The sequence below is a fragment of the Mucilaginibacter terrenus genome, from assembly GCF_003432065.1.
Classification (GTDB): domain Bacteria; phylum Bacteroidota; class Bacteroidia; order Sphingobacteriales; family Sphingobacteriaceae; genus Mucilaginibacter; species Mucilaginibacter terrenus.
The window spans coordinates 2,170,809-2,195,086 of the sequence record NZ_QWDE01000001.1; the positions used below are offsets into that span (position 1 = coordinate 2,170,809).

Sequence of the window (24,278 nt, forward strand, 5' to 3'; positions counted from 1 at the left end):
ATTTCGGCTGACGCTGAACATTTTCATGAATATTGGAGCACTTTATTGTTAACTTTGCAAATTATTTGACACATACGCCACATGGGTTTATTCAATTTTTTCACACAAGAGATAGCTATTGACCTGGGTACCGCAAATACCCTCATTATACATAACGATAAAGTTGTTGTTGACGAACCGTCGATAGTTGCTTTTGACCGTACCACAAATAAGGTTATTGCAATTGGCCGCCAAGCCATGCAAATGGAAGGAAAAACCCACGATAACATCCGTACCGTAAGGCCGCTTAAAGATGGTGTAATTGCCGACTTTAACGCTGCCGAGCTAATGATCCGCGGGATGATCAAAATGATCAACCAGGGTAAAGGATGGTTCTTTCCGTCATTGCGTATGGTTATCTGCATTCCATCCGGCATCACCGAGGTAGAAAAACGTGCCGTACGTGACAGTGCCGAAATTGCCGGCGCTAAGGAAGTATACCTGATATACGAGCCAATGGCTGCTGCTGTAGGTATTGGCATTGACGTAGAAGAACCAATGGGTAACATGATCATCGATATCGGTGGTGGCACCACCGAGATCGCCGTGATTGCCTTGTCGGGTATTGTTTGTGATCAATCCATCCGTGTAGCGGGAGATAACTTTGACTCCGACATTGTACAGTACATTCGCCGCCAGCACAACATAATGATTGGTGACCGTACTGCTGAAAAGATAAAGATAGAAGTAGGTGCAGCACTTCCGGAACTTACCGAACCACCTGCAGATTTTGCAGTTCAAGGGCGCGACTTGATGACAGGTGTACCAAAACAGATCACCGTATCATACACTGAAATTGCACACTGCCTTGATAAATCAATCTCTAAAATTGAAGAAGCGATATTAAAGGCATTGGAAATAACTCCACCGGAGCTTTCTGCGGATATTTACCAAACCGGCATTTACCTTACCGGCGGCGGCGCATTGCTGCGCGGGCTTGATAAACGCGTAGCTGCCAAAACCAAACTGCCCGTGCACGTGGCTGAAGACCCGCTTCGTGCTGTGGTACGCGGCACCGGCACCGCCCTTAAAAATATTGGTAATTTTAAGTTCTTAATGCAATAGTAAAAAGAGAGACAAGAATCAAGAGTCAGGAATTAAGAACGTCTTCTCTCTTGATTCCTAACTCTTGTCTCTAATCTCGAAACTTCCAGGCAAATGCGTAACCTCCTGATATTTATCACTAAGTACAACGCATTCTTTCTTTTTCTCATTTTTGAGATTGCTTCGCTTATTATTTACATCAAGTACAACTCTTTTCAAAAGGCCACCTTTATAAACAGCACCAATAAAGTTACAGGTGAACTATATGCCCGCAGTGATGAAGTAAAGGGATACTTATCACTCCGGGAGGTAAATGACCAACTGGCGAAAGAAAACGCCCAATTACGTAATCAACTCCGTTCAGCAAAGTATGCTGATACTTTAGCTAAACACCTGGTAACCGACACTATATACAAACAGCAATATGAGTATATAGACGCTAAGGTGATCAACAACTCTGTTAACAAGCGCAACAACTATCTTACCATTGCGAAGGGTGCTAAAGACGGCATAGAAAAAGGTATGGGCGTAATATGTGCGGGCGGTGTAGTAGGTAAAGTGTCGTTTGTAGGGGAACATCTAGCTATTGTTCAGTCGCTGTTGCATAAAGACTCCCGCTTTAGCGCTATGCTGGTCACCAATAAAGAAATTGGCTATGTGCAATGGGTGGATAACCTTGACCCGCATAAAGCCGTATTGACTGACGTATCTAACAACGCGCAGCCACGTGTAGGTGAAATGGTTGTCACCTCGCAGCTATCACTATTCCCGGCAGGTATACCATTTGGGAAGGTTAGTAAACTACGTACAAAAGGGGCTGGCTTATTCCTTAACATGGAAGTAAACCTATCGGTAGATTTTAGTAAGCTGGAGTACGTATACGTAATTAAGAACAAGTTTGCCCTGGAGCAAGCCACGTTGGAGGCACAGGAGAAAAAAGATGATTAGGGTAATTATAGCCAATTTGATCCGGTTTGTAGCACTTGTGTTTCTGCAAGTGTTCCTGCTCAAAAATATCGCTTTATACGATCTGTCTACTCCGTTTCTTTATATTCTGTTCATCCTGCTGCTGCCCTTCGAAACGCCGAATGTGCTGCTATTTTTATTGTCCTTTATATTGGGCCTGACCGTAGATATGTTTTACGATACACCCGGATTGCATGCCGCCGCCTGTTCGCTGCTTGCTTTAGTGCGTATTATATTCATCAGCCTGACCGTACAAAAAGAGGGATTTGATAACGAACCTGAGCCAACGTTAAGCATTATGGGTTTTCGCTGGTTCCTAACCTACGCGCTCATCCTCACCTTATTTCACCATTTTTTCCTTTTCAATATAGAGGTTTTCCGTTTTTCAGAAATCCAGTACACACTAAGCCGGTTCTTATTGAGTTCAATATTTACCGTATTTTTGATGCTGGTTTCCGGATTGATATTTTACAAAAGGAAAGAACGTAAATGAATAGTTTTTTCGAACGGAGATACATTGTCGCCGGTATATTTATTGCCTTTATATTAATGCTGCTTGGCCGCCTGTTTTACATGCAGGTGGTAGACGACCGCTATTTCTTGTTTGCACAAAAGAACGTAGTGCGCCGTTATATACAGTTCCCAGCCCGCGGCCCTATCCTTGATCGTACCGGGCACATTATGGTGCAGAACGAACCTGTGTACGACATGATAGTTCTGCCTGCTTTGGTTAAAAACCTCGACACTGCCGAACTTTGCAAGGTACTTAACATTGATACAGCAACTTTTATCAAGCGGATGCTTAAGGCAAAAAAGTACTCGCCAAGACTGGTATCCATATTTGAGCGGGAGATTACGGCACAACAAAACGCCTACTTTCAGGAACGCCGGTCGGAGTTCCCCGGGTTTGATACCCAAACGCGGTCTATACGCACCTACCCTGATTCATCTGCTGCACAGTTCCTGGGCTATATAGGTGAGGTTACAGATGCAATGATCAAACGCTCTGGCGGCTATTACAGTCCCGGAGACTATGTTGGCATTACCGGTGTGGAGCGTTCTTACGAGCCGTTGTTACGCGGACAACGGGGTGTAGAGAACGTTTTGGTAGACTCGCGTAACGTGCGCAAAGGTTCCTATGCCAACGGTGCTTACGATACCGCGGCAGTAGCCGGCGAACGCCTCATCTCTTCGCTTGACATGCGCATCCAAAAGCTGGGCGAAAAATTAATGCAGAACAAAGTAGGCAGTATTGTAGCTATTGAGCCTGCCACCGGCGAGATACTTTGCTATGTGAGCACGCCCACTTACGACCCTAATCTGCTGGTTGGCAAAGAGCGTGGCAATAACATTGCGAAACTTTACAAAGACCCATATAAACCCTTATTCACCCGGCCGGTACAGGCATACTACCCGCCGGGATCATCATTCAAGCCGTTGAGTGCGCTTATTGCGATGCAGGAAAGAATGATTGACCCGCAAACTGTTTACGTGTGCCGCGGCTATTATATTGCAGGCAACCGCAAGGTAAAGTGCTTCCACGGCGAGGTACATGGTGCAGTTACGCTTAGCACTGCCATTGCACATTCCTGCAACGGGTACTTCAACATGGTATTTGAAAAGCTGATTAACCGTAAAGGGGGCAGAAATACCGATACCAGCTACAGCGAGTGGCGCAATAATGTAATGAAATTTGGCATAGGCCATAAACTTGATCTGGATATGCCGGCAGAGGGCCGTGGCCTTATACCCAAAGCAACGTATTACGACAAACTTTACCGTAAAGGCGGATGGCGCTCCAGCACTATTACCTCGCTTGCTATTGGACAGGGCGAGTTATTAGCAACACCGCTGCAACTGGCCAATATAGAAGCTACCATTGCCAACAGGGGCTTTTACTACAAACCGCACCTTATCAAGTCTATCGGCGATAGACAAGTAATAAAGCGGGAATATACCCTAAAGAACTATGTGGGGGTAGATTCTAGCTATTTCAAATACGCTATTAATGGAATGCAGCAGGTGGTTGAGGTGGGTACGGCGGCAAGTTCCAAAATACCAGACATTATTATGTGCGGTAAAACAGGTACGGTGGAGGTTAAAAACCATAAAGATAACTCCGTGTTCGTAGCTTTTGCTCCGCGCGATAATCCGAAGATCGCTATTGCGGTTATTGTGGAGAACTCTGGGCAGGGCGCAACATGGGCTGCACCTATCGCCAGCTTTATTGTAGAGAAATATCTTAAAGGTACTATAACAAAACGCTCTTCAGGCATATACCCTGAGTATTATGAGAATGCGAACTTGCTACCCATTATAGAACCCAAGCTTACTCCTAAGGAAAAAATGAAGCAGGATAGCTTAAAGAGAATAAAACTCGATTCATTAGCAAAGTTAAAGTTGAAGCGGCCGGCTAAAGAACCTTTGGAAAAAGACACCGCAAACAATTCAAAAGCCATTTTGCCAAAAACAAAAGACGATGAATAACAACAACCAGCAGCGAGGCTTCTTTTCCAACGTAGACTGGGTTACAGTGCTGCTTTATCTTGCCTTGTGCATTATAGGCTGGTTAAATATTAGGTCGGCAGTTTTCGACGAATCCAATCCCGGCTTTTTGGACACCGACACGCAATATGGCAAGCAGTTTATTTTTATTGTGACTGGTCTGGTCATAGGTACCGTTATATTGCTGCTGGAGAGCAGGTTTTTATCATCGCTGGCGCCCCTATTTTATGTGGTTACCGTACTGCTGCTCATATTGGTACTGGCCATAGGCCACAACGTAGGTGGTAACCAGGCGTGGATAGATATGGGTGGAGGTTTCAGGCTGCAACCTTCGGAGTTTGCTAAATTCTCCACTTGCTTGCTTCTAGCCAGATATCTTAGCGCCACCAACGTTAAGGTTACTGATGTTAAGTCTTTTTTCATTGCAGGTGGCATTATCCTGCTCCCTATGCTGCTTATAAAAATGCAGCCAGATGATGGCTCTACCCTTGTATTTTGTTCATTAATATTTGTGCTGTACCGAGAAGGATTATCGCCGCTGTTTCTGATCGTAGTTGGGCTGCTCATCACCTTGTTTGTTACTTCGCTTATGTTTAACCATTGGTATGTGATAGCGGCGATAGTAGCGGCAACAGTAGCCATTGTGCTTACTATCAAACGGAATCGTCCGCTTATCTTCAAGATTGTTGCAGGTGCTCTTATTAGTATCGCATTCGTTTTTGTAGTAAAACCGTTGTACGAACATGGGCTTAAACCCCACCAGCGTAAGCGTATAGATGTAGTGCTTGGCTTAACAAAAGATAACAAGGGTGTAGGCTACAACCAAAACCAGGCAAAAATAGCCATTGGCTCAGGCCGGGTATGGGGCAAAGGCTATTTACAGGGTACACAAACCAAATTCTCCTTTGTGCCCGAGCAAAGTACAGACTTTATCTTTTGCACCGTTGGTGAAGAGTGGGGGTTTGCAGGATCGGTAGTGGTGTTGGGCTTATACCTGTTTTTGCTGCTGCGAATTATAATTATAGCAGAGCGGCAGCGTGCGCCGTTCTCGCGAATTTACGCGTATGGGGTAGCATCTATCATCTTCTTCCACGTGCTTATAAATATTGCTATGGCTACGGGTATAATGCCTGTAATAGGTATCCCCCTACCCTTTATAAGTTATGGCGGATCATCGCTGTGGAGTTTTACTATCCTGTTGTTTATCCTGCTAAAACTGGATAGCAACCGTATGGGTATAATTTACGGCTAGTACTAAGATTTGGCGTAGCGCCTTCTTAGCAGCGCATAAAACTTTTCGGCAGTGGCAGGTTTGCTTTCCCAGTCGTTTTTGGTAACGTAGTTATTTTTCAAAAACCGTTCGGCTTCTTCGTAATTAGTAAAACGGTTCACTATTTCTATAGCTTCCGTATAAGCCAGGTTGTAACCCTTAAACAAGTCTTTAACAAAAAGCAGCTTGTCGTTTAATGTAATAGCTGCCTTTATATCAGCCAACGGCTCCACCACTTCCTTAGGTGTTGCTGCTGATATATTATGGCTTTTGTCCTTTAACTGGGCAGACAAGCGCTGGTTTAACGTGAGTATCTGCTCTTCTTTCAGGTCTGTCTCTTCTTTAGGTAATTCAGCCTGGCTTACCCTTTGGTTCTCCTGATTGCTGAAATGTTCTGCCTGTATCTCCTCCATACTGGCAGAAAATGGTTTTGTTTCTGCCTTGTTAACTTCGGGCAGCAGCAAAGTTTCAGTCAGGGGCTCTTCAGCAGCATCTTCAATAACAGGTTCAGGCTCCGCTACGTCAACAACGGGCAGATCAATGGTTTCAACCTCCTCAGGCTCCGGCTCATCTACGTAGGTGATTGGCGTTAACAGAGCTTCATCTTCAGGTGATGATACCTCATCTGTTGCTTGCTCATCATCCAGTATCAGTTGATGCTTTATTATTTCAGGTTCTTCCCTTTCAAATGAGTAAGTGTCATCAGGCGTAGCTGCACCCAGGTCAATGCTATCTGCAACTGGTTCATCAGCAGCCTGCGTCAATTCATTTGCTACTTTATTAACCGGGGTAAACTCAACAGTGGGTGAAGGTTCTTCTGGCTGACCAATTTCATACCTTATATGGTCTTCTTCCTTTGGAGCGGCAGGCGCATCAAGTTTAAACGTTGTATTCGGTGGCAATTGCGGTTTGGCAGGCTGAACCACAGGCTCAAACCATTTCGGCTCATTGCCTATGCTTGCTGTGGTTGCCGGGGTCTTTATTGCGTTAAGCTTCCGCAGTATCTCCGCGTGGTCTTTCAGAAAATGTGTATTGGCGACAAAAAGCTCCAGTTCAAGGTCGTTCATGTTGTTCTCACTCCCTTGCAGATACTGGTACTGATCGTTAATTTCCTGTATTATCCCGCCTATTTTTTTAAAAACTTCCTGTTGCTTCATTGCCAATTATGTTAGGAAAATTGCCTATCAAAAGTACTATAAAATTCTGATATTAGCCCCTCACAAAAGTTTTGAGCGTTGTACACAGAGCAGGTTTTTAGAAGGAATAACGAGGTTGGGGGCAGTATAGAAGTAATTTGCGGGTCGATGTTCTCTGGTAAAACCGAAGAGCTTATCCGCAGGGTAAACCGCGCACGTATAGCCAAAGTAAAGGTGGAAATATTTAGCCCTGTTACCGATACGCGTTATGATAAAAGCGCTGTAGTATCGCACAACCTCAATTCTATTCCCTCAACACCTGTAGATAAAGCTTCTGCATTATTAAAGATAAGTGACCAAACCCAGGTAGTAGGTATAGATGAAGCCCAGTTTTTTGATGCCGATCTGCCGCAGGTTTGCACCTCGCTCGCCAACAGTGGTGTAAGGGTGATTGTGGCTGGGCTGGACATGGATTTTAAAGGTCGCCCTTTTGGAACGATGCCAGAGATTATGGCCCTTGCCGAATCGGTAACCAAGCTGCACGCGGTTTGTGTAAAATGCGGTAGCCCCGCGCTGCACTCCTATCGCCTCGTGCCTGATGAGAGCCAGATCTTATTAGGTGAAAAAGAAAGTTACGAACCACGTTGCCGCCACTGCTTTAATCTTGACGGAGATATCCTATAAAGGTGACTTGATAGTTTAAGGGTTTTATCGCGCAATAACAAACTTACGCTCACGCACTTGAAAACGGTGCAACCGAAAAGCGCTCGTCTCCGTTAAAAGCTTCAGAACGTTACTATACACCTATGAGCATAAACCTGCTTGCTTGTTTGCATTGTAAAAGTGATGCTGAACTGGCATTTGAAAGCGAATTAAAGAAACTTGTCACAGCATCAGTTGACGAACCTGGATGTCTGGCGTACGAATTATACCAATATAAAGACGAGCCTTATAAATACGTTATTGAAGAAGAGTGGACTGATGAGGATGCACTTGGCGCGCATATGGAAACCCCTCATTACAAAAACTTTGTGCGGGTATCAAATGCTTTATTGAGAACCGCTGCCGACGTAAAAATACTCACAAGATTGATTTGAGGGTGTTATGACGTAAATTTTCGCTTTCCTGAAGTAAACAATGGCCCATGTTATGCGTTTATTTATTGATACGTGTTTTTTAGAAGATACACTTCTTTGAATAAAACTATGGCTAAGAAGATACTGGTAATTGAAGATGACAAAGATATAAGGGATACGGTTACCTATGCCCTTGAGGATGCAGGCTATGAAGTGATTTCGTCCGAAAATGCAAAAATTCTCAGGTACATAGATCAGCATAAACCCGACTTGGTGCTGCTAGACAACTGGCTTACCGAATGGCGCAGTGATGCTAACGGCCAACAGTTAAGCAAACAGCTAAAGTCTGATCCGGCGACCAGCCACATACCCGTAATTATTGTTTCGGCAGTAAGTAACGTTAAAGAAATTGCAGAAGCCGGTCTTGCAGATGGCTATCTCAAAAAACCTTTTGAGCTAAGCGCTTTAGTTGAAATGATAGATAAGCATACAGCTTAACGAAAGACCAAAGCAGGATATCAGCTTCTCATCTTCTTTAGCAGGCTTTCAATTACTTTGGGGAAGTGGTGATGCTCCAGTTGTTGGCCTTTAAATTTTACCATCTCCAGGCTGTCTCCGGGTTCAATCTTGAACTTTGATTGATGGATGATCTCACCTTCATCAAACTCTGCATTTACAAAATGGATGGTTATGCCTGACTCCTCTTCATTGGCAGCTAGTACCGCTTTATGTACATTGTCGCCGTACATACCCTTGCCGCCAAACTTGGGCAACAATGCAGGGTGCAGGTTAACGATCTTGTTAGGAAATGCCTTCAACAGATTTTGCGGTACCAGCCATAAAAAGCCGGCCAGTACAATAAGATCTACCTGCAGGTTCTTAAGCAGGTTAATAATATCATCGGTTTGATAAAACTCGTTGCGGGTAAATATGTGTGATGGTATCTCGAAGTTATCTGCGCGTTGTAATACGTAAGCTTGCGGATTATTCGTAAGTATCAGAACAACCTCCGCATCAGAATGACGCTTAAAGTGCTCCATTATCTTTTGAGCGTTGGAACCCGATCCGGAAGCAAAAATGGCTATTCTCTTTTTCAAAATTAATGGCTGCTTTTATACGCAAAATATAAAATTTCTTCAAATTATCTTGTACCCGTAGCTTTTTGCCTGATGAAACCATAACGGTATATCGTTCTTGGCTGAGTTGAGGTGTAATAATTTTCTATATCTCCGGTCTGTAGTACTAAAGAAAAATCCCCCAGGTTAATTATCTGCGAATTAGCAAACGGTTTTGAACTACCGGCTTTAGTAGTATCCTGGCAGGTCATGTCTGCACTAAGTACCAATTTGTTATCGCTTAGGTTCCAGGTGCCACGGGCAATTGGCTGTACTTTGCAGTCGAAATTAGTGTACGTACAGCTTTTATCTTTAAAAAAGGCAAACAGTTGCGTAGTATCGCATTTCGTGTTCAGCGTGTCTACCGACTGTTGTGTGTCGCCTACATAGTGGTAAACCAGTAACGATGCCAACTGCCAGTTGCCGCCTGTAAGCAGGTTGGGAATGTTGCTTTGATCCTGCTTCTTGCAAGAGTTTACTACTATTGATGCGACAATCAGCAGGAGACCTAAAAAAACGACGTTTCTTTTCATTAGCTATATCGGCAAAAATAGGAATTCTCCTACACCAACATTATACAAACCAATAACTCTTTAAACCTGTTATTATTTTACAAACAAGTATTAAGCAACTATCTTGCTGCTTTGTTTATCTCCTGCCATGAAAGTCCACTACGATCAGCTTAAAGACGAATTTACCCGGATACTGCTTAGCCTCGGTTTTACTGAGCTGAAAGCTGAAGAATGCGCCAAAATTTTCGCCGACAATAGCCGCGATGGTGTTGCCTCGCATGGATTAAACCGCTTTCCGGTGTTTGTGCAGTATGTTAAGGAAGGATTATTAATACCAAGTGCAGAACCGGCGTTGGTGACTGCTTTTGGTGCTATAGAACAGTGGGACGGAAACCTTGGCCCGGGAATGCTGAATGCGCAGTTTTGTACGGACCGGGCGATTGCCCTTGCCGATGCAAACGGTATTGGCTGTGTTGCCTTAAAAAACACCAATCACTGGATGCGCGGTGGTACTTACGGCTTGCAGGCGGCAGAAGCCGGCTGCATAAGCATATGCTTCACCAACACTACGGCTAACCTGCCGCCGTGGGGCGGAACTGAGCCACGCCTGGGCAATAACCCCCTCGTTGTGGCATTGCCTAAACAAGGCGGCCCCGTGTTACTGGACATGGCCATTTCCCAATACTCATTTGGGAAGTTAGGCCAGTATAAAGCGGAGGGAAAACCTTTGCCACTGCCAGGCGGGTACGACAATGAAGATAACTTAACAACCGATGCCGCCACCATTATGGCCACAAAAAGGGCATTGCCAATCGGGTTTTGGAAAGGGTCTGGATTGTCACTGGTGCTGGATATGCTTGCTGCCTTGCTAAGCGGCGGCAACTCTACCGCCGCTATCTCCAAAAACGGCAAAAAAGAGAGTGCGGTGTCGCAGGTGTTTATTTGCGTTAAGCCAAACGGCAGTAACAATGAAGAACTTATAAAGCAGATTATTGACTATACAAAAACAAGTGCGACTATTACGAACAAAGAAATATTATATCCAGGTGAGAACATGATGCGTACCCGTGAAAAGAGTCTGCGCGAAGGTGTAACGGTAGATGAAAAAATATGGGAGGAAGTTAAAAAGCTATAATAAGACAACGCCTTTGGTAGCTTGATGTACTTTGGAAAGTGCCGGGAGTACGATTAATAAGCAAATTTCAAACACTAAGGCAATAAAAAGCCCCGGCTCACGCCAGGGCTTTTTATATTCATTTTACAAGCCGGAGATTACCGGTTTTTGTAGTACTTGAAGTTTTTACCAATAAACCTTGCGTTCTCTCCCAGTTCTTCTTCAATACGAAGTAGTTGATTGTATTTTGCGATCCTGTCGCTACGGGATGCAGAACCAGTTTTAATCTGTCCGCAGTTAAGCGCCACTGCAAGATCCGCAATCGTGCTGTCTTCAGTTTCGCCGGAACGGTGGCTCATTACTGATGTATAGCTGTTATCTTTTGCAAGGCTAACTGCATTGATAGTTTCGGTAAGTGAACCAATCTGGTTTACTTTCACCAATATAGAATTAGCAGTATCGGTATCGATACCTTTTTGCAAACGGTTTACGTTGGTTACAAACAAATCGTCACCAACCAACTGCACCTTGTCGCCAATACGCTCGGTAAGTAATTTCCAGCCATCCCAGTCATCTTCAGCCATACCGTCTTCTATAGAGATGATAGGGTATTTTTCTGTTAATGATGCAAGGTATTCAGCTTGTTCTGCACTGGTGCGGATAGCTCCTTTTTCACCTTCGAACTTAGTGTAATCGTATTTGCCATCTTTGTAGAACTCAGAGGCAGCACAATCAAAAGCCAGGAAAATATCAACACCAGGTTTGTAACCCGCTTTTTCAATAGCCTTCAGGATCGTTTCAACGCCGTCCTCAGTACCTTCAAAAGTTGGAGCAAAACCACCTTCGTCACCTACTGCAGTAGACAGGCCACGGTCGTGTAATATCTTTTTAAGGTTATGGAACACTTCGGTACCCCAACGTAAAGCTTCCGAGAAAGTTGGTGCACCAACCGGCATGATCATGAATTCCTGGAAAGCAATAGGCGCATCAGAGTGCGAACCGCCGTTTACGATGTTCATCATCGGGATAGGCAATACATTTGCATTAACACCACCTATGTAACGGTATAGTGGCTGGCGGCTTTCCTGCGCAGCAGCTTTAGCTACAGCTAATGATACACCAAGGATGGCGTTAGCACCCAGTTTACCTTTATTCTCGGTACCGTCCAGCTCTATCATCAACTTATCAATCGCAACCTGCTCAAATACGTCAATGCCCTGCAGTTCTTTTGCAATAACGTCATTTACGTTTGCAACGGCTTTTAATACGCCTTTGCCCATGTAAACTGATTTGTCATCATCGCGAAGCTCAACAGCTTCATGTATACCGGTGCTGGCACCAGATGGAACCGCGGCACGGCCAAGTATGCCGTTGTCTGTTAAAACATCTACTTCTATGGTAGGGTTACCGCGCGAGTCCAGTATCTGGCGCGCATGAACGTCAATAATCAAGCTCATAGTTGAATTTGTGGGTGATACTTTAGAATTACTATACTTATTTGGTCGGCTAAGTTAAGCGCAAATGCCGCAAATACCAACCTAAATTTTGTATTTATGGTGTTATTATTAAGTTAAGCTGCTGGCATCGCCTTGTTTAGTCGCTTGTAGTAGGTACTTGTTCCCGTGGAGCACTGCCTTTACGGTTTATACGATACATTAACATCAGCATAATGTTGTTCTTGCCGCTGGTATTTGCTTCTGTAAAATTAGTTTGCCTTATCCAGCCTGCTTGCGCTATCCACTTTTTATCAAATTGATAACCAAGGGCAGCCGATACACGGTTGCGTTCAAAGTTTGGTCGTTTGTTGTTCAGGAATATTTCGTCAAAAACAGAAAGGAACCAGGTCTTTTCAACTATCTTTTTATTGTTAAGAGGAATAAACATATTCACCCGGTAACGAAATCTGTTGCGGTAGTTACCGTTCACCCATCGCTGTTCCACCCTGTAACGGTGTTCAAACTTCAACCTGTCCAAATATTGGTTAACGGTCATCTGTTCCCACAAGCGAAACTCGTTTGTATTTGGGCCGGCACTAACATTCCTGTAATCGTAAGTATGATACGTACCAGTACCCAGTAAGGCTATAAAGTTCTTGTCGAGATCATAGCTGATACCCGCTTTCGCTTCATAGTACTGAAACTGGCTAAACGGACCATTAGTCCTCGTCTGGAACTCAGTATAGCCGCCCCATCTGTGTACGCTGTCGCCGGGCATTACTACTGTAGCTATTCCCCATGTACCTAATTTACTATCTTGTGCATTAACTTTTAAAAAGCTGCTAAATAGCAGGACCAGCAATGCGGCACGTAAACTTAACTTAAACATTTTGTTAATATTTTAACACAAATGTATTATCGGTATATTATTATAATGTTAAATATAGAAGTGTTAATGTTAAGTTAGTGTTAAGTTTATCGAGAAAGTGTATAATAAAAAAAGCCCCGTTTACTCGGGGCTTTTTATCACGTTTACTCAGTCTGTGTTTATGCTTTAGTCTTTTGCTCTTTACCAATAATGCTGTTTCGGTATCCGTAAAAGAAATATATTACCAGGCCTATTATCAACCAAATTAAAAAGCGAATCCAGCTTTCATATTCCAGTTCGGCCATTAGGTAAAAGCAACTTAGTAATCCTAGCACTGGTATAAGAGAAAGTTTTTTTATAAAGGCTGCTACAGTAAGAGAAGTAGATAGTAAGATGAATAAGAAATATGGGAACCTCTGGTGCACGTTCTCACCACTAAACAGGTTAACAATTTGGTTTCGGAATATGAATACAGCTACAATAAACAGCACGGGTGCGATAAACTGCGAATTAATGTAAGGCAACTGAAATTTGCCTTTTACTGTTGCCTCGCGTGGCAGCAGCAATACACCGCCACAAACTAATACGAAAGCGAATAACGTACCTATGCTGGTAAGGTTTGTTACCTCGGTAAGGTTAAGAAACAATGCAGGTATAGCCACAACAAAACCGGTTACAATGGTTGCGAACGATGGCGTATGGAATTTAGGGTGTATCCGCGAGAATGCTTTCGGCAGTAATCCATCACGGCTCATGCTCATCCAGATACGGGGCTGCCCTAACTGGAATATCAACAACACGCTGGCGGTGGCTACAACTGCACTGATTGAAATTACATAGCTTATCCCTTTTAGCCCTACTTTGTTGAACACAAAAGCCAGCGGGTCGCCTACCTGCAGGTCCTTATAATTTACCATACCGGTAAGTACAAGCGCTATGAGAATGTAAAGTACGGTACAAATAATAAGCGAGTAGATCATCCCCTTAGGAAGATCTCGCTGCGGATTCTGGCATTCTTCGGCTGTTGTGGAGATGGCATCGAACCCGATGTAAGCAAAGAAAACACCCGACACCCCCTTCATTACGCCACCAAAGCCATTAGGTAAAAACGGGTGCCAGTTAGCAGGCGTTACATAGAAGAAACCTATTGCAATAACCGCAATTACCACCGCTATTTTTAGGTATACCATAGCGTTGGTAGCTCTTTTTGTTTCCCGAATGCCGATGTAAACCAAATAGGTAATTACTACAACAATTGCGAGTGCGGGAATATTGGCGATGAGCTTAAAGCTGCCCACGCCCGGTGCATTTGCCCAGGCAGATGCTGCTAGTTTAACTCTGTCCGTAATTTCTGCCGTATTGCCAGAGATTACCAGCTCGTGTGCTTTGAAGGCGCTGAAGTAATCCATTGTAAGGTACGCCGGCATGTGGATATGGAAACCTTCCAACAGGTTTACAAAATATTCGCTCCAGGATATAGCTACGGCAATATTGCCTATAGCGTACTCCATTAGCAGGTCCCACCCTATGATCCAGGCAATCAGTTCACCAAACGATGCATAAGCATAGGTGTATGCACTGCCTGCAACAGGTATACGGGATGCAAATTCGGCATAGCACAGCGCGGAAAAACCACAGGTAATTGCGGTAAGCACAAAAAGAATGGTAACCCCGGGGCCGCCATTAAAAGAGGCCTCGCCAATAGTAGAAAATATACCTGCGCCAACAACGGCAGCAATACCCATCAGGGTAAGGTCTTTTGTAGTTAATGCTTTTTCCAGGTGGGAGCCCGAGTGTTCGCTATCGCTGAAGCCGCTTGCGACGTCGGCCATTATTCTATCAACAGACTTCCGGCGAAATATGCTTTTGGACATTAGAGTATGATCAGTTAAGTTCTGCAAACCAAACATAACCATTTTTTTGCATTGGGAAAGGATATGTGTTACTTTGTAGCCAATGAAAACCGGCGCAAAAGGCGTTTTGCACGCTACCAGGTACTTTTTGATCCCCTATCTTTTACTGTTGTGTACCTGCCTTGTACTAAAGCTGCTTTACAGCCGTGCCGACATCTACTTTGCTGTTAACAGCTTGTATAGTGCCTGGGCTGACGCAGCTGCACCTTACATTACTGATCTTGGCGATGGTATAACTATTATTGTGATATCACTACTGCTTACGTTATACAGCTATCGTAATGCCTTCCTGCTTTTTACATCTTACCTTATAACGTCGGCTGTAGCACAGTTGCTTAAGTACGGTTTTGACGCACCAAGGCCTCGGGTGTATTTCGAAAAGGAACTCTCGCGCATACACTTTGTTAAAAACGTGTATATACATGGCTCGCACAGCTTCCCGTCAGGGCACACGGTAACCGCCTTCTCCGCGGGAGTGGTACTTACTTATTTAATACGAGAAAGGATGTGGGGGCTACTTTGCCTGCTGATGGCCGTATTAGTAGGCTACTCCAGGATGTACCTGAGCCAGCATTTTTTTGAAGATGTTACCGTCGGCTCTGCTATTGGTGCATTTGTTACGGTTTTGTGGCTGGGGTATATAGACCAGAGGAAATTTATAAAATCCCCCCGGTGGAACAGGGGGATCATGAAAATCTGACTTATTCGTCGGTTTTTTTCCGGCGCATCAGGAACACGATTATCAATATCACCAGCAAAGCTCCACCACCGTAGATGGCAATCTTAGCACCTGTAGACAGGCCCTTCGCATTTGACAAGTATTGGTCGGTACGTTTTAGTTCCGGTGATACTTTGATAGATGACGAAAATGCCTTCCACTCGTCCTTAGCCAGGTCAAGCCTAGACTCTGCAAAGTAATACTCGAAAGTATATGTTATCTCTTGGGTATAAATGATCACATAGTTGCGTAATTGCACGCCGGTACCCTGGTCTGTAGAAAGGGTGAATGTTTTGGCTTTAAGGTGGCCAATCAGCGTATCGCGTACGTTCATGGTGCTGCCATCAGCCTGGCCCTTGATACCTTTAATGTACTTCTGCAGCACCTTATTCAGATCTTTTTCCTTTTTAAGGGCAGAGGTATCCTGATTAGGTGCGCGGATAACTACCATGTAGCCCAGATCAGAATTACCTGAATATATCTGTTGACCAAGGGTGTCCTTTTTGGTGTATTCTTTCGGGAGGGAAACACTAACAAGGCTATCTAATTTTACGGGCTTAAGCGCCTGGGCAAATCCGGCAAATGATAGCAGTATGAGGCTAAAACTTATAACTATCTTTTTCATAGAAGCTTAAACCTGAAAAAAAGAGATAAGTTTTAGCAGCACTACAAATTGCAATATTCGTAACCTTCTGAATATTTATAAAAATGCAGAAAAGCTAGCTTTTTTCAAGCGTGATATTCTCAGCTTATTATACTGATGAAGCAGCATTGGGCATACGTTGTAGATAATGTTCATCACCAGAATTATAGCGGCAAGCTGATGCCTGTAAAGGCTGATTGCGTAGCCTGCCACCAGTAAAAAGTAGATAAAGAAGAAGAAATGAAACCGCTCATACATCGTTACCGAACGCAGGTACTTAACAGCTGCTGCTCTATCTTTAACTACCTTGTAATTAGGGTTCTTTTTGCGGATTAAACGGTTAACCAGATCGCCATTCTGCACCAGTTTACGAATGGTTTTCACACCCAGGCTTTCGTAAAATCGGGTCCGGCTGCTTAGCTGTATAAGCCTGGCAGGGATGAACAACGCTGCCGTAGCAATTGCTATAAAAACATAGAACCAAGGCATAAAACTCACCCTGCTCCAGAAAGCAAATATGGGTATAAATGCTAGTGCAGTCCAGAAAGCGTTGATGGCCTGATTCATGGTTTAGTGTTCAAAAGTGTTCAGCTTTTTTTGTGCCCGTGCGTTTTGAACACCTCTCGGCTATCTAAGTAAATACCTTTAAAAAAAGCTCATCAGAGCATCTAAATGCAGTTTTTTAGGGTTTTTTTCTTCACCGACCTTCAAAAACCACACTGATTTAAAAGCCTGTTTTAAAATATATTTGCAACTTATTCTTTTAATACAGGTAAAAACGAGCCGTTTTACATCCAGGAAAAAGGCCGCTTTATTAAGGCGGCCTTATCTAAAAATTATATCTTTTCGAGCTCTTTTTTTACAAACTCGGCCAGTTCTTTTACGTAACCGGCGCTGAAGTCAAACTTGATGCCGGCTGTTTCATAAATCTCTTTAATCGTTTTGGTATACCCTAGCTTAAGCGCATCCATATACTGCTGCAAGCCTTTCTCGGGGTTTTCCTTATAGTTCTTCCAAACGGCTATTGCACCAAGCTGCGCCATGCCGTACTCAATGTAGTAGAAAGGCACCTCAAAGATGTGCAGCTGCTTTTGCCACAGGTTCTGCTCAGCTTCCTGCAAACCACTCCAGTCGGCAAAGCCGGCACCAAATGGCTCATATATCTTCAGCCACGCATCGGTGCGTTCCGCGTCGGTATGGTCAGGGTTGGTATAAATCCAGTGCTGAAACTGGTCTATAACGGCTACCCAGGGCAGGGTTTTCAGCACATCATACAACTGGTCGCGCTTAGCACGCTTAAGGTCTTCTTCGTTATCAAAGTAAACATCCCACTTATCCATGGAGATAAGTTCCATCGACATAGAGGCCAACTCGGCAACCTCGCTTGGGCAATGTTTAAAATCGTTAAGTTCCAGGTCGGCAGTAAGAAAGGTGTGTACCGCGTGGCCGCCTTCGTGCACCATGGTGGTCAGGTCACGGAAAGTGTTCGCCGAGTTCATGAAGATGAATGGTGCGCCGGTTTCAGACAACGGGTAATTATATCCTCCCGGCGCCTTTCCTTTTCGGCTTTCTACATCAAACAGGTTATTTTCTTTCATGATCTCCAGGCGCTCGCCTAAATAGCTGTTGATGTTGCTGAAACACTGTATAGATTTTTCGACCAGTTCTGCACCATTGTGGAACGGCTTAAGGGCAGCCCTGCCAAGCGGGTCTACATCCATGTCCCATGGCTTTAAGGTATCCACACCCAGGGCTTCGCGGCGCTGCTCGGCAAAAGCACGCAGAATAGGCACTACCTCGGTCTCTATAGCTGCATGGAAAGCATAACAATCCTGCGGTGTGTAATCAAAGCGGCCCAGCTCCTGGAACTTGTAATCGCGGTAATTCTCAAAACCAGCGTTCAGGGCAACCTGGTGGCGCAAAGCACGCAGTTTATCAAACAAGGTGTTCAGCTGATCTTTATCCTGTAAACGGCGGGCAGTTATCTTCTCCCAGGTATCCTGGCGTTTAGCCCGGTCGGCATCTTTTAAAAATACCGATGCCTGCTCCAGCGTATATTCTTTGTCGCCAATATGTACCGACATAGATCCGGTAATAGACTGGTACTTCTGCTGTTCTACCTGCAACTCCGTTTGCAGCGGGATATTCTCTTCGCGGAAAAGTTCGAGCGCTTTCTTCACACCGCGCAGCATAATATAGTACTTCTCTTCGTTCAGTTGCTGCACGTAATCGCTGTTCACCAGCTTCTTGTTCAATTCGTTGTTATACGGTGCAGTTTTGGGCTCAATCTCGGTAGCAAAATACTGGAAGCTTTGCAGCAGCTCTTCGCTGGTGGTATCGCACGTCATCCGGATGTAGCGCCATGCAAAATCTTCTTCGAGGGCGGCCTGCAGCTCGCTGCCGTCTTTTAGCCACTTTTCCAGCTCTTCAGCAGAGTTAATGGGCCGGTTAAGCAGTTCCTGGTATATGGGCTCTAATGTCTCCCATTTGATCTCAAGATCAGCGGGAATATAGGTTCTTGTTTTTTTATGGATCATGGTTTATAACGCTACCATTAGCTGTATGCGTATGTGCAAATATGCGCAATACTGGGGAAGTCTGAAAGTGAGAAGTCGGTAAAGTCCGGAAGTCAAAAAACAAACTTGGCTATTCAAATCAGAATACACTTCCTTTCTCCGGGACTTCTTCCATCTTTCGGACTTTACCGACTTCCCGACTGAACATACCCTCACTCCGGCTTGAACAAGGTTCGCGATAGTTCTCTTATCCCCTCTTCATAACTTGCAGGCTTATAATTGAACGCCTTCTCAAACTTAGAGGAGTCGAATATATAATCACGATCATACTGATAATACATCTCTACCGTACCCATCACCACTTTTTTAAACAAACCTATCAACCATAACATAGCCTTACCAACGCTCATGAACTTGGGCTTTTGGTTGTATACCGCGGCTATCATTTCTAAAAATTGTTTGCCGGTTAAAGCAGGAGCTGTAGGTAAATGCCATATCTGGTTATCACTGTCCGGGTTTTGCCCAAGCAGCAGCATAGCTTTACCGGCATCCTTTATATAGATGAAGTTGTGCTTTTTAGTAACATCACCTATCCACTGGGCCGATTGCTTTTTAGCATATTTACTTATTACCATCATATCTAAAAAGCTGTTCATGCTATCGGTTCCGTAAAAATCGGGTGCCCGCGCTATAGATGCGCGCAGGTTACCTGCCTTTACCTCGTTCATCAACATATCTGCAACGCCGGCGCGTACCTTTCCTTTTTTACTGGAGGGGTTGTAAAGGGTATCTTCTGTCATTGGCCCGTTTACCGGCCCGTACATGTATACGTTATCAAAAAATATTAGCCTTGCGTTGTTCTCCTTAGCTACAGCAATAACGTTTTGCATTATCACCGGCCATTGGGCTTTCCACACATCGGCATCGTACACCAGCCCGGCGCAAAGGTATATTACCTCAGATCCCTTAACCGCCTGGCTTAGTTCCGCCAGGTTTAGCAGATCTGCCCTTTGCCAGTTTGTGTTTTTACCGGCCGGTACTTCGCGCCTGCTTACAAGGCGAATGGTTTTGTTATTGTTTTGTAGTTCGCGTGCCAGGGCGTTTGCTACCGGCCCGCCGGCTCCTAATATGGTATGCATTTTATTTTTGTTTTAAGTTATACCACAAAGGTGGGCAACCATTGTCACCTAAAACGTTAACAAAAGATAAGGAATTGCAGTACAGCTGTTAAGCCACGCGAACTGTACTTTTAATGAAGCAAGCAATAATGTTAAAATGTTAATAACGATATTTGCGCGGCTGCTGCAAAATAAATAGCTTTATGATGAATATTTCTGCTGAGAAAATGAAACGATTGTTAGATCTTATCAAGAACAAGTACTTCCTGGTTACGGTTGCATTTGTAGTATGGATGATATTTTTCGACCGGAACGATTTGTTTTCTCAATACCAGTATCACCAGCAACTAAATAAGCTGGAGCAGGAGCGCGATTTCTATAAAACTGAGACCGCTAATGTAAACAGGGACCTTGACGAGTTAAGCTCTGACAAGGTTAAACTGGAAAAGTTTGCCCGCGAGAAATACCTGATGAAAAAAGACAACGAAGATGTATTTGTTGTAGAACGCGAAAAGGCAGAATAAGTAATCCTTTCTTGCCGGTTACACTATCAGGTTACTACTACAGCAATAATTGACAATCAGCCTTTTAATAGCTGGATTGTAGCAGATGAGCCTCATCTTTCAGTCTTTTGTCTTTACTCTTTCGGCATCAGTCATTAGTTACCCTTGGTGTCTATTTTAGGGTCGGCCATCATGGCTTCTTTTATAAACTTAACAGGGGCGCTGCCGTAGCTTAAGAATTGTTCGTTAAAGCTTTTAAGCTTGTACTTATCTCCTTTTTTCTTTTTCCATGCGGCACGTAGTTCGCTTATTTCTTTGTAACCAGTGTAATAACTGGTAAGCTGCACGCTGCTTACACTTACACGCTTCCATTTGTTTTCCGCCTCGGCCTGCTGCTGAAAAGCTTCTTTTGTAAGCATCTTAACGGCCTGTTCTTTGGTCATGCTGCCGGCATGCACGCTGTAGTCCAAAATGGTGTTACATACCGACCGTAAGTGCCATTTATACCACATCAGCCGCATTTCGGGAGCGTTGTCGCCAAAGCCTGCATCTAGCATCATTGGCTCGGTATATACCGCCCAACCTTCTACCATTGCGCCGTTGCCCAGCACTGCTTTAATGATACTTGGCGATTTGTTAGCATAAACCAGTTGCGTGTAATGCCCCGGAATAGCCTCGTGGATGCATAGTATCTGCAATATATAGTTGTTGTATTCGCGCAGGTAGCTTTCCGCACGCTCAGGCGCCCAGCCTGCCAGGCTTCCCACGTTAAAATAGGTATTTCCCTCCTTATCATACGGGCCGGGCGAACTTACAGATGCGCCTGCTACACCAGCCATATAGCCGGGCTCCTTACGTACCACCAACGGTTTGGCAGGATCAAGTGTTAGCAGGTCTTTACTTTTGATAAATGTGGTAAGCTTAGGTATCTGCTGTTCTATAGCCGACTGAAACTCATTAGGAGCAACGTGTTTGGCCGACAGCGTATCAATCATCCTGCTGATCAGTTCAAGCGAATCTGAAGGCATGGCTTTGGTACCAAAATACTTTGGCCAAAGCTGGCGGCTTAGCTTGGCCATTTCGCGGTGAACTGCTTTTTTACGCTCAACAGCGGAGTTGTAGGTTTGCTGCGCAGTACCTTCTGCCTGTATATCATACTTAAACTTTGCTTCGTAAAACTCTTTACCAAGGCGAAAGCTGCGGGGTTTGTCGGGCTTAAGTGCCTTTAACCAAGTAGCAAAAGCTTTTATGGCATCCGCAGAAATGCGGGCGCGGTCCAGCATTTGCTTCTTTTCGGCTTCAGGTATCTTCGTTTTTTTTAGTGAATCGGCAAAGTCGCTTTCAATAACGCTTACGCCGCCCAGGTGCTGATCGGCAGCAAGGCTGGTAAGTTCGGGTACCGGGTTCTTTATCTGCTTTTGCGCTTCTTTATAGTACGCCGGAATGAATGCCATCTTTTGATAGAAGTTACGCAACCGCTTTTCCAAAGGGGCATAATGCTCGTTTAAGATGTATGCGAAAGTGCTTATCACGTTGTAAGATGCCGGGTTCCACTGGTATTCTTTCAACTGCTCTGTGCTCCACTGCATAGCTTCCAGCTGGTTCATCATAATGCGATGATCCATTTTATTGGCATCAGAGAGCGAGTTTACCTCAAACCTGCTTAACGAGTCCATTTGCACCTTGGTAAAACCAATCAGCTTCTTCCGGTTCTCGTCACTTGGGATCAGCAGCAGGCTATCGTATTTGTGGTAACCTACCGTAGTTGCCCAATCCGGGTTGTGCTTCCACAAGTCCTCAAGAAAGTGTTCTTCGTAACGGGTAAAAGCCGCATCGTCTTTTGAAGTTAGCGGGCCCGAAGACTGACCTTCTTTTTTACAGGCCGAAAACGCGGCCACATACAGGCAAAGCAAGAGTATTTTTCTGATCACTTTTAGCAGTTTACTTTGATGCATAAACTTAGAAAATTTGCCGAACATAAAGCAAAGCCCCTTTCTTTTTGTTGATACAGCAAAACAGAACATGAGCAACGAACATAATATACTGATACAAGAACTGATTAAAATGCTGCAGGGCGGCGGCGCGCACGCTACCCTTGAAGATGCATTGAGTGATATAGAGCCGCAATACCGGGGTGTTAAACCTCATGGTTTGCCTTATAGTATTTGGCAGCTTGCAGAGCACATCCGCATAGCGCAATGGGATATGCTGGAGTTTAGTAAAGATGGCAGCCACCAATCGCCCAACTGGCCCGACGATTACTGGCCTAAGGAAAGCGAACCCGCAGATGGCGCCTGGGAGAAAACAATAGAGCAGATATACGCTGACCGGGCAAAATTTATAGAGCTGCTAAACAGCGGAGATATTTACGCCAAAATACCACATGGAGACGGGCAAAGCATTCTGCGGGAAGCTTTACAAATAGCAGATCACAACGCTTACCATACCTCCGAGATCATCCTGCTAAGGCGCTTGCTGGGTATTTGGAAGTAAGCGGTCCTACTTTATGCTGTTCACAAAATCTACTATGTTGGTTACCAGTTCTGGCTTAAGCGGCAAATCGGGCTTGTTGTAGGTGGCTATGTTTTGCTGCCGGTCGGCAGGTGCATCTTTGAGTACGTGGTTCATACCAGGGATAATTACCAGCTTGGCATCGGAGTCGGCCTTTTTTAACTTCTCAGCGTCAGACACCGTTACCTGCAGGTCATTTGCGCCTTGCAGTATCAGCACCGGCATTTTGGTCTTCTTCATCATCCGTATTGGATCATACCGGAACCACGACATCAAATAAGGCTGTATACTTGGGCGTGCTATATAATACAGGGAAGGATTAATATCGTCGGTAAACTTGCCCTTCTTAAGGCTGTCTACCATAGTCTGGAACTGATCCTGTAAAAATTTTGGCTGCGATTTAAGCTGCTCTTTAACCAGGTACTCGGCCGGCTGGCCTGCGCCAGCTACAGAAATAAAACCTTTCACCGGCTGATCGCGAATAGAGAGCAACCCTACCAGTGAACCTTCGCTATGGCCCAGTACAATCACTTTGGAAAAACGCTTGTCTTCATTCAGCATTTGTATCAAACCAACGGCATCATCTACGTAATCTTCAAATCGCAGTTCTTTTTCCTTAGCGGCAGTAACTGCCGCCCCGATAGAACGCTTATCATACCGTAGGGTGGCAATACCGCTTTTCCCCAACTCATTAGCCAGCATCTTATAGGTATTGCTGTTGAGACCTAGTTTAGGGCTGTTACCATCGCGATCCGTAGGGCCTGAACCTGCTATAATAAGCACCACCGGCATTTGCCCGCTAACCTTGGTTGGTACTGTTAGCGTACCAGATATAGATGAGTTGAAGGTCTTGTGTAATACAGGCTCCTCTTTAAGTGAGGGGTCCATCGCTATAGATTTCACATCCTCCTGGTAAGGGGTGAAAAAAACGCCGATCAGTTTGTTTTGCGCGTTCAGCGACAGATTTAAATTGAAGACGGCATTGGCGAATGTTGTTTTGTATATGGCTGTAGGTGCAACATACTTGCTTTCCTCTGCTTTCACCAATGCACCCAGTTGTGTTTTTATTTGCGCCGTTGTGGTGTTCCACTTGTCTTGCGTCATACTGGCCTTCATCTCCGGGCTAAACATGGCGTAGATACTGTCGGGCTGGTTAGCGTTGTAAAACTTTTTAAACCTGGCTAATACAGGTGCGAAGTTTGCCGGTGCAGTTTGCGCGAAAGCGCTTATAGTAAGCAGGAGTGCTAAAGCTGTTGTGTATACTCTTCTCATCAT

24 protein-coding genes are annotated in these 24,278 nt (G+C 44.6%); 12 read left to right on the plus strand and 12 right to left on the minus strand.

What is annotated here, in order from left to right:
- The first annotated feature begins 81 nt into the window (after positions 1 to 81).
- The 5 genes from DYU05_RS09725 to rodA all read left to right on the plus strand — a co-directional run bounded on the left by DYU05_RS09725 (position 82) and on the right by rodA (position 5,806).
- Complete coding sequence (locus DYU05_RS09725) at positions 82 to 1,104, plus strand: rod shape-determining protein (protein ID WP_117382742.1); 1,023 nt, start codon at positions 82 to 84, stop codon at positions 1,102 to 1,104.
- A gap of 93 nt (positions 1,105 to 1,197) precedes the next feature.
- Entirely contained in the window at positions 1,198 to 2,031 is an 834-nt protein-coding gene (gene mreC / locus DYU05_RS09730; RefSeq protein WP_117382743.1) for a rod shape-determining protein MreC, read from the plus strand.
- Positions 2,024 to 2,542, plus strand: coding sequence for a rod shape-determining protein MreD (locus tag DYU05_RS09735; RefSeq protein ID WP_117382744.1), 519 nt, complete (start codon positions 2,024 to 2,026; stop codon positions 2,540 to 2,542). Before mreC ends, DYU05_RS09735 begins: the two co-directional genes overlap by 8 nt.
- Positions 2,539 to 4,536, plus strand: coding sequence for a penicillin-binding protein 2 (gene mrdA / locus DYU05_RS09740; protein ID WP_117382745.1), 1,998 nt, complete (start codon positions 2,539 to 2,541; stop codon positions 4,534 to 4,536). The genes DYU05_RS09735 and mrdA overlap by 4 nt, the downstream gene beginning before the upstream one ends.
- Entirely contained in the window at positions 4,529 to 5,806 is a 1,278-nt protein-coding gene (gene rodA / locus DYU05_RS09745) for a rod shape-determining protein RodA (protein WP_117382746.1), read from the plus strand. The genes mrdA and rodA overlap by 8 nt, the downstream gene beginning before the upstream one ends.
- 2 nt (positions 5,807 to 5,808) lie before the next feature.
- Here rodA and DYU05_RS09750 read toward each other — a convergent pair whose 3' ends face one another.
- A complete protein-coding gene (locus DYU05_RS09750) occupies positions 5,809 to 6,981 on the minus strand; it encodes a hypothetical protein (protein ID WP_117382747.1) in 1,173 nt (390 codons plus the stop codon).
- A 78-nt stretch (positions 6,982 to 7,059) separates the two neighbouring features.
- Between DYU05_RS09750 and DYU05_RS09755 the strand changes: the two genes are divergently transcribed.
- From DYU05_RS09755 to DYU05_RS09765, 3 genes are all read left to right on the plus strand, one after another.
- Entirely contained in the window at positions 7,060 to 7,644 is a 585-nt protein-coding gene (locus tag DYU05_RS09755; protein ID WP_117382748.1) for a thymidine kinase, read from the plus strand.
- A gap of 122 nt (positions 7,645 to 7,766) precedes the next feature.
- A complete protein-coding gene (locus DYU05_RS09760; protein WP_117382749.1) occupies positions 7,767 to 8,057 on the plus strand; it encodes a putative quinol monooxygenase in 291 nt (96 codons plus the stop codon).
- 108 nt (positions 8,058 to 8,165) lie between these two features.
- Positions 8,166 to 8,534 carry a response regulator gene (locus DYU05_RS09765; protein ID WP_117382750.1) on the plus strand — a complete coding sequence of 123 codons (369 nt, stop codon included), beginning with the start codon at positions 8,166 to 8,168 and terminating at the stop codon, positions 8,532 to 8,534.
- A gap of 20 nt (positions 8,535 to 8,554) precedes the next feature.
- On the opposite strand, the gene purN is transcribed toward DYU05_RS09765, so the two are convergent.
- Entirely contained in the window at positions 8,555 to 9,133 is a 579-nt protein-coding gene (gene purN, locus DYU05_RS09770; RefSeq protein ID WP_117382751.1) for a phosphoribosylglycinamide formyltransferase, read from the minus strand.
- A 44-nt stretch (positions 9,134 to 9,177) separates the two neighbouring features.
- On the minus strand, positions 9,178 to 9,684 hold the full coding sequence (locus tag DYU05_RS09775) for a DUF5004 domain-containing protein (RefSeq protein WP_117382752.1): 507 nt from the start codon (positions 9,682 to 9,684) through the stop codon (positions 9,178 to 9,180).
- A gap of 127 nt (positions 9,685 to 9,811) precedes the next feature.
- Here DYU05_RS09775 and yiaK point away from each other — a divergent pair, with 127 nt between their 5' ends.
- Positions 9,812 to 10,798, plus strand: coding sequence for a 3-dehydro-L-gulonate 2-dehydrogenase (gene yiaK / locus DYU05_RS09780; protein WP_117382753.1), 987 nt, complete (start codon positions 9,812 to 9,814; stop codon positions 10,796 to 10,798).
- A 137-nt stretch (positions 10,799 to 10,935) separates the two neighbouring features.
- Here the strand turns inward: yiaK and eno are convergent, their stop codons facing one another.
- The 3 genes from eno to DYU05_RS09795 all read right to left on the minus strand — a co-directional run bounded on the left by eno (position 10,936) and on the right by DYU05_RS09795 (position 14,955).
- Entirely contained in the window at positions 10,936 to 12,234 is a 1,299-nt protein-coding gene (gene eno / locus DYU05_RS09785; RefSeq protein WP_117382754.1) for a phosphopyruvate hydratase, read from the minus strand.
- A gap of 136 nt (positions 12,235 to 12,370) precedes the next feature.
- Entirely contained in the window at positions 12,371 to 13,102 is a 732-nt protein-coding gene (locus DYU05_RS09790; RefSeq protein ID WP_117382755.1) for a DUF2490 domain-containing protein, read from the minus strand.
- Positions 13,103 to 13,260: 158 nt separating this feature from the next.
- The gene (locus DYU05_RS09795; RefSeq protein WP_117382756.1) at positions 13,261 to 14,955 is read right to left on the minus strand and encodes an amino acid permease; all 1,695 of its coding nucleotides are present in this window, start codon (positions 14,953 to 14,955) and stop codon (positions 13,261 to 13,263) included.
- A gap of 82 nt (positions 14,956 to 15,037) precedes the next feature.
- Here DYU05_RS09795 and DYU05_RS09800 point away from each other — a divergent pair, with 82 nt between their 5' ends.
- Complete coding sequence (locus DYU05_RS09800; protein ID WP_117382757.1) at positions 15,038 to 15,694, plus strand: phosphatase PAP2 family protein; 657 nt, start codon at positions 15,038 to 15,040, stop codon at positions 15,692 to 15,694.
- 1 nt (position 15,695) lies between these two features.
- Here the strand turns inward: DYU05_RS09800 and DYU05_RS09805 are convergent, their stop codons facing one another.
- The 4 genes from DYU05_RS09805 to DYU05_RS09820 all read right to left on the minus strand — a co-directional run bounded on the left by DYU05_RS09805 (position 15,696) and on the right by DYU05_RS09820 (position 20,010).
- On the minus strand, positions 15,696 to 16,337 hold the full coding sequence (locus DYU05_RS09805; RefSeq protein WP_117382758.1) for a hypothetical protein: 642 nt from the start codon (positions 16,335 to 16,337) through the stop codon (positions 15,696 to 15,698).
- Positions 16,338 to 16,412: 75 nt separating this feature from the next.
- Entirely contained in the window at positions 16,413 to 16,922 is a 510-nt protein-coding gene (locus DYU05_RS09810) for a glycosyl-4,4'-diaponeurosporenoate acyltransferase CrtO family protein (RefSeq protein WP_117382759.1), read from the minus strand.
- A 269-nt stretch (positions 16,923 to 17,191) separates the two neighbouring features.
- Positions 17,192 to 18,892, minus strand: coding sequence for a M3 family oligoendopeptidase (locus tag DYU05_RS09815; protein ID WP_117382760.1), 1,701 nt, complete (start codon positions 18,890 to 18,892; stop codon positions 17,192 to 17,194).
- Between the two features lie 191 nt (positions 18,893 to 19,083).
- Entirely contained in the window at positions 19,084 to 20,010 is a 927-nt protein-coding gene (locus tag DYU05_RS09820; RefSeq protein ID WP_117382761.1) for an NAD-dependent epimerase/dehydratase family protein, read from the minus strand.
- Positions 20,011 to 20,192: 182 nt separating this feature from the next.
- On the opposite strand from DYU05_RS09820, the gene DYU05_RS09825 reads away from it, so the two are divergent.
- Positions 20,193 to 20,513 (plus strand): FtsB family cell division protein, encoded by a 321-nt coding sequence (locus tag DYU05_RS09825; protein WP_235853983.1) that lies wholly within the window; start codon positions 20,193 to 20,195, stop codon positions 20,511 to 20,513.
- A gap of 134 nt (positions 20,514 to 20,647) precedes the next feature.
- Here DYU05_RS09825 and DYU05_RS09830 read toward each other — a convergent pair whose 3' ends face one another.
- On the minus strand, positions 20,648 to 22,423 hold the full coding sequence (locus tag DYU05_RS09830; RefSeq protein WP_235853984.1) for a DUF885 domain-containing protein: 1,776 nt from the start codon (positions 22,421 to 22,423) through the stop codon (positions 20,648 to 20,650).
- A 91-nt stretch (positions 22,424 to 22,514) separates the two neighbouring features.
- Between DYU05_RS09830 and DYU05_RS09835 the strand changes: the two genes are divergently transcribed.
- Positions 22,515 to 22,985, plus strand: coding sequence for a DinB family protein (locus DYU05_RS09835; RefSeq protein ID WP_117383015.1), 471 nt, complete (start codon positions 22,515 to 22,517; stop codon positions 22,983 to 22,985).
- 6 nt (positions 22,986 to 22,991) lie between these two features.
- Here the strand turns inward: DYU05_RS09835 and DYU05_RS09840 are convergent, their stop codons facing one another.
- The gene (locus tag DYU05_RS09840; RefSeq protein ID WP_117382762.1) at positions 22,992 to 24,278 is read right to left on the minus strand and encodes an alpha/beta fold hydrolase; all 1,287 of its coding nucleotides are present in this window, start codon (positions 24,276 to 24,278) and stop codon (positions 22,992 to 22,994) included.

Excerpts from the sequence above, each read along its gene's own strand:
- DYU05_RS09825 (WP_235853983.1), top strand. The coding sequence starts at position 20,193 with ATGATGAATATTTCTGCTGAGAAAATGAAACGATTGTTAGATCTTATC.
- DYU05_RS09725 (WP_117382742.1), top strand. The coding sequence starts at position 82 with ATGGGTTTATTCAATTTTTTCACACAAGAGATAGCTATTGACCTGGGT.
- DYU05_RS09800 (WP_117382757.1), top strand. The coding sequence starts at position 15,038 with ATGAAAACCGGCGCAAAAGGCGTTTTGCACGCTACCAGGTACTTTTTG.
- DYU05_RS09760 (WP_117382749.1), top strand. The coding sequence starts at position 7,767 with ATGAGCATAAACCTGCTTGCTTGTTTGCATTGTAAAAGTGATGCTGAA.
- rodA (WP_117382746.1), top strand. The coding sequence starts at position 4,529 with ATGAATAACAACAACCAGCAGCGAGGCTTCTTTTCCAACGTAGACTGG.
- DYU05_RS09840 (WP_117382762.1), bottom strand. The coding sequence starts at position 24,278 with ATGATGAGAAGAGTATACACAACAGCTTTAGCACTCCTGCTTACTATA.
- DYU05_RS09765 (WP_117382750.1), top strand. The coding sequence starts at position 8,166 with ATGGCTAAGAAGATACTGGTAATTGAAGATGACAAAGATATAAGGGAT.
- DYU05_RS09790 (WP_117382755.1), bottom strand. The coding sequence starts at position 13,102 with ATGTTTAAGTTAAGTTTACGTGCCGCATTGCTGGTCCTGCTATTTAGC.
- DYU05_RS09815 (WP_117382760.1), bottom strand. The coding sequence starts at position 18,892 with ATGATCCATAAAAAAACAAGAACCTATATTCCCGCTGATCTTGAGATC.
- yiaK (WP_117382753.1), top strand. The coding sequence starts at position 9,812 with ATGAAAGTCCACTACGATCAGCTTAAAGACGAATTTACCCGGATACTG.
- DYU05_RS09820 (WP_117382761.1), bottom strand. The coding sequence starts at position 20,010 with ATGCATACCATATTAGGAGCCGGCGGGCCGGTAGCAAACGCCCTGGCA.
- DYU05_RS09750 (WP_117382747.1), bottom strand. The coding sequence starts at position 6,981 with ATGAAGCAACAGGAAGTTTTTAAAAAAATAGGCGGGATAATACAGGAA.
- DYU05_RS09805 (WP_117382758.1), bottom strand. The coding sequence starts at position 16,337 with ATGAAAAAGATAGTTATAAGTTTTAGCCTCATACTGCTATCATTTGCC.
- DYU05_RS09795 (WP_117382756.1), bottom strand. The coding sequence starts at position 14,955 with ATGTCCAAAAGCATATTTCGCCGGAAGTCTGTTGATAGAATAATGGCC.
- DYU05_RS09735 (WP_117382744.1), top strand. The coding sequence starts at position 2,024 with ATGATTAGGGTAATTATAGCCAATTTGATCCGGTTTGTAGCACTTGTG.
- mrdA (WP_117382745.1), top strand. The coding sequence starts at position 2,539 with ATGAATAGTTTTTTCGAACGGAGATACATTGTCGCCGGTATATTTATT.
- mreC (WP_117382743.1), top strand. The coding sequence starts at position 1,198 with ATGCGTAACCTCCTGATATTTATCACTAAGTACAACGCATTCTTTCTT.
- DYU05_RS09810 (WP_117382759.1), bottom strand. The coding sequence starts at position 16,922 with ATGAATCAGGCCATCAACGCTTTCTGGACTGCACTAGCATTTATACCC.
- eno (WP_117382754.1), bottom strand. The coding sequence starts at position 12,234 with ATGAGCTTGATTATTGACGTTCATGCGCGCCAGATACTGGACTCGCGC.
- DYU05_RS09775 (WP_117382752.1), bottom strand. The coding sequence starts at position 9,684 with ATGAAAAGAAACGTCGTTTTTTTAGGTCTCCTGCTGATTGTCGCATCA.
- DYU05_RS09835 (WP_117383015.1), top strand. The coding sequence starts at position 22,515 with ATGAGCAACGAACATAATATACTGATACAAGAACTGATTAAAATGCTG.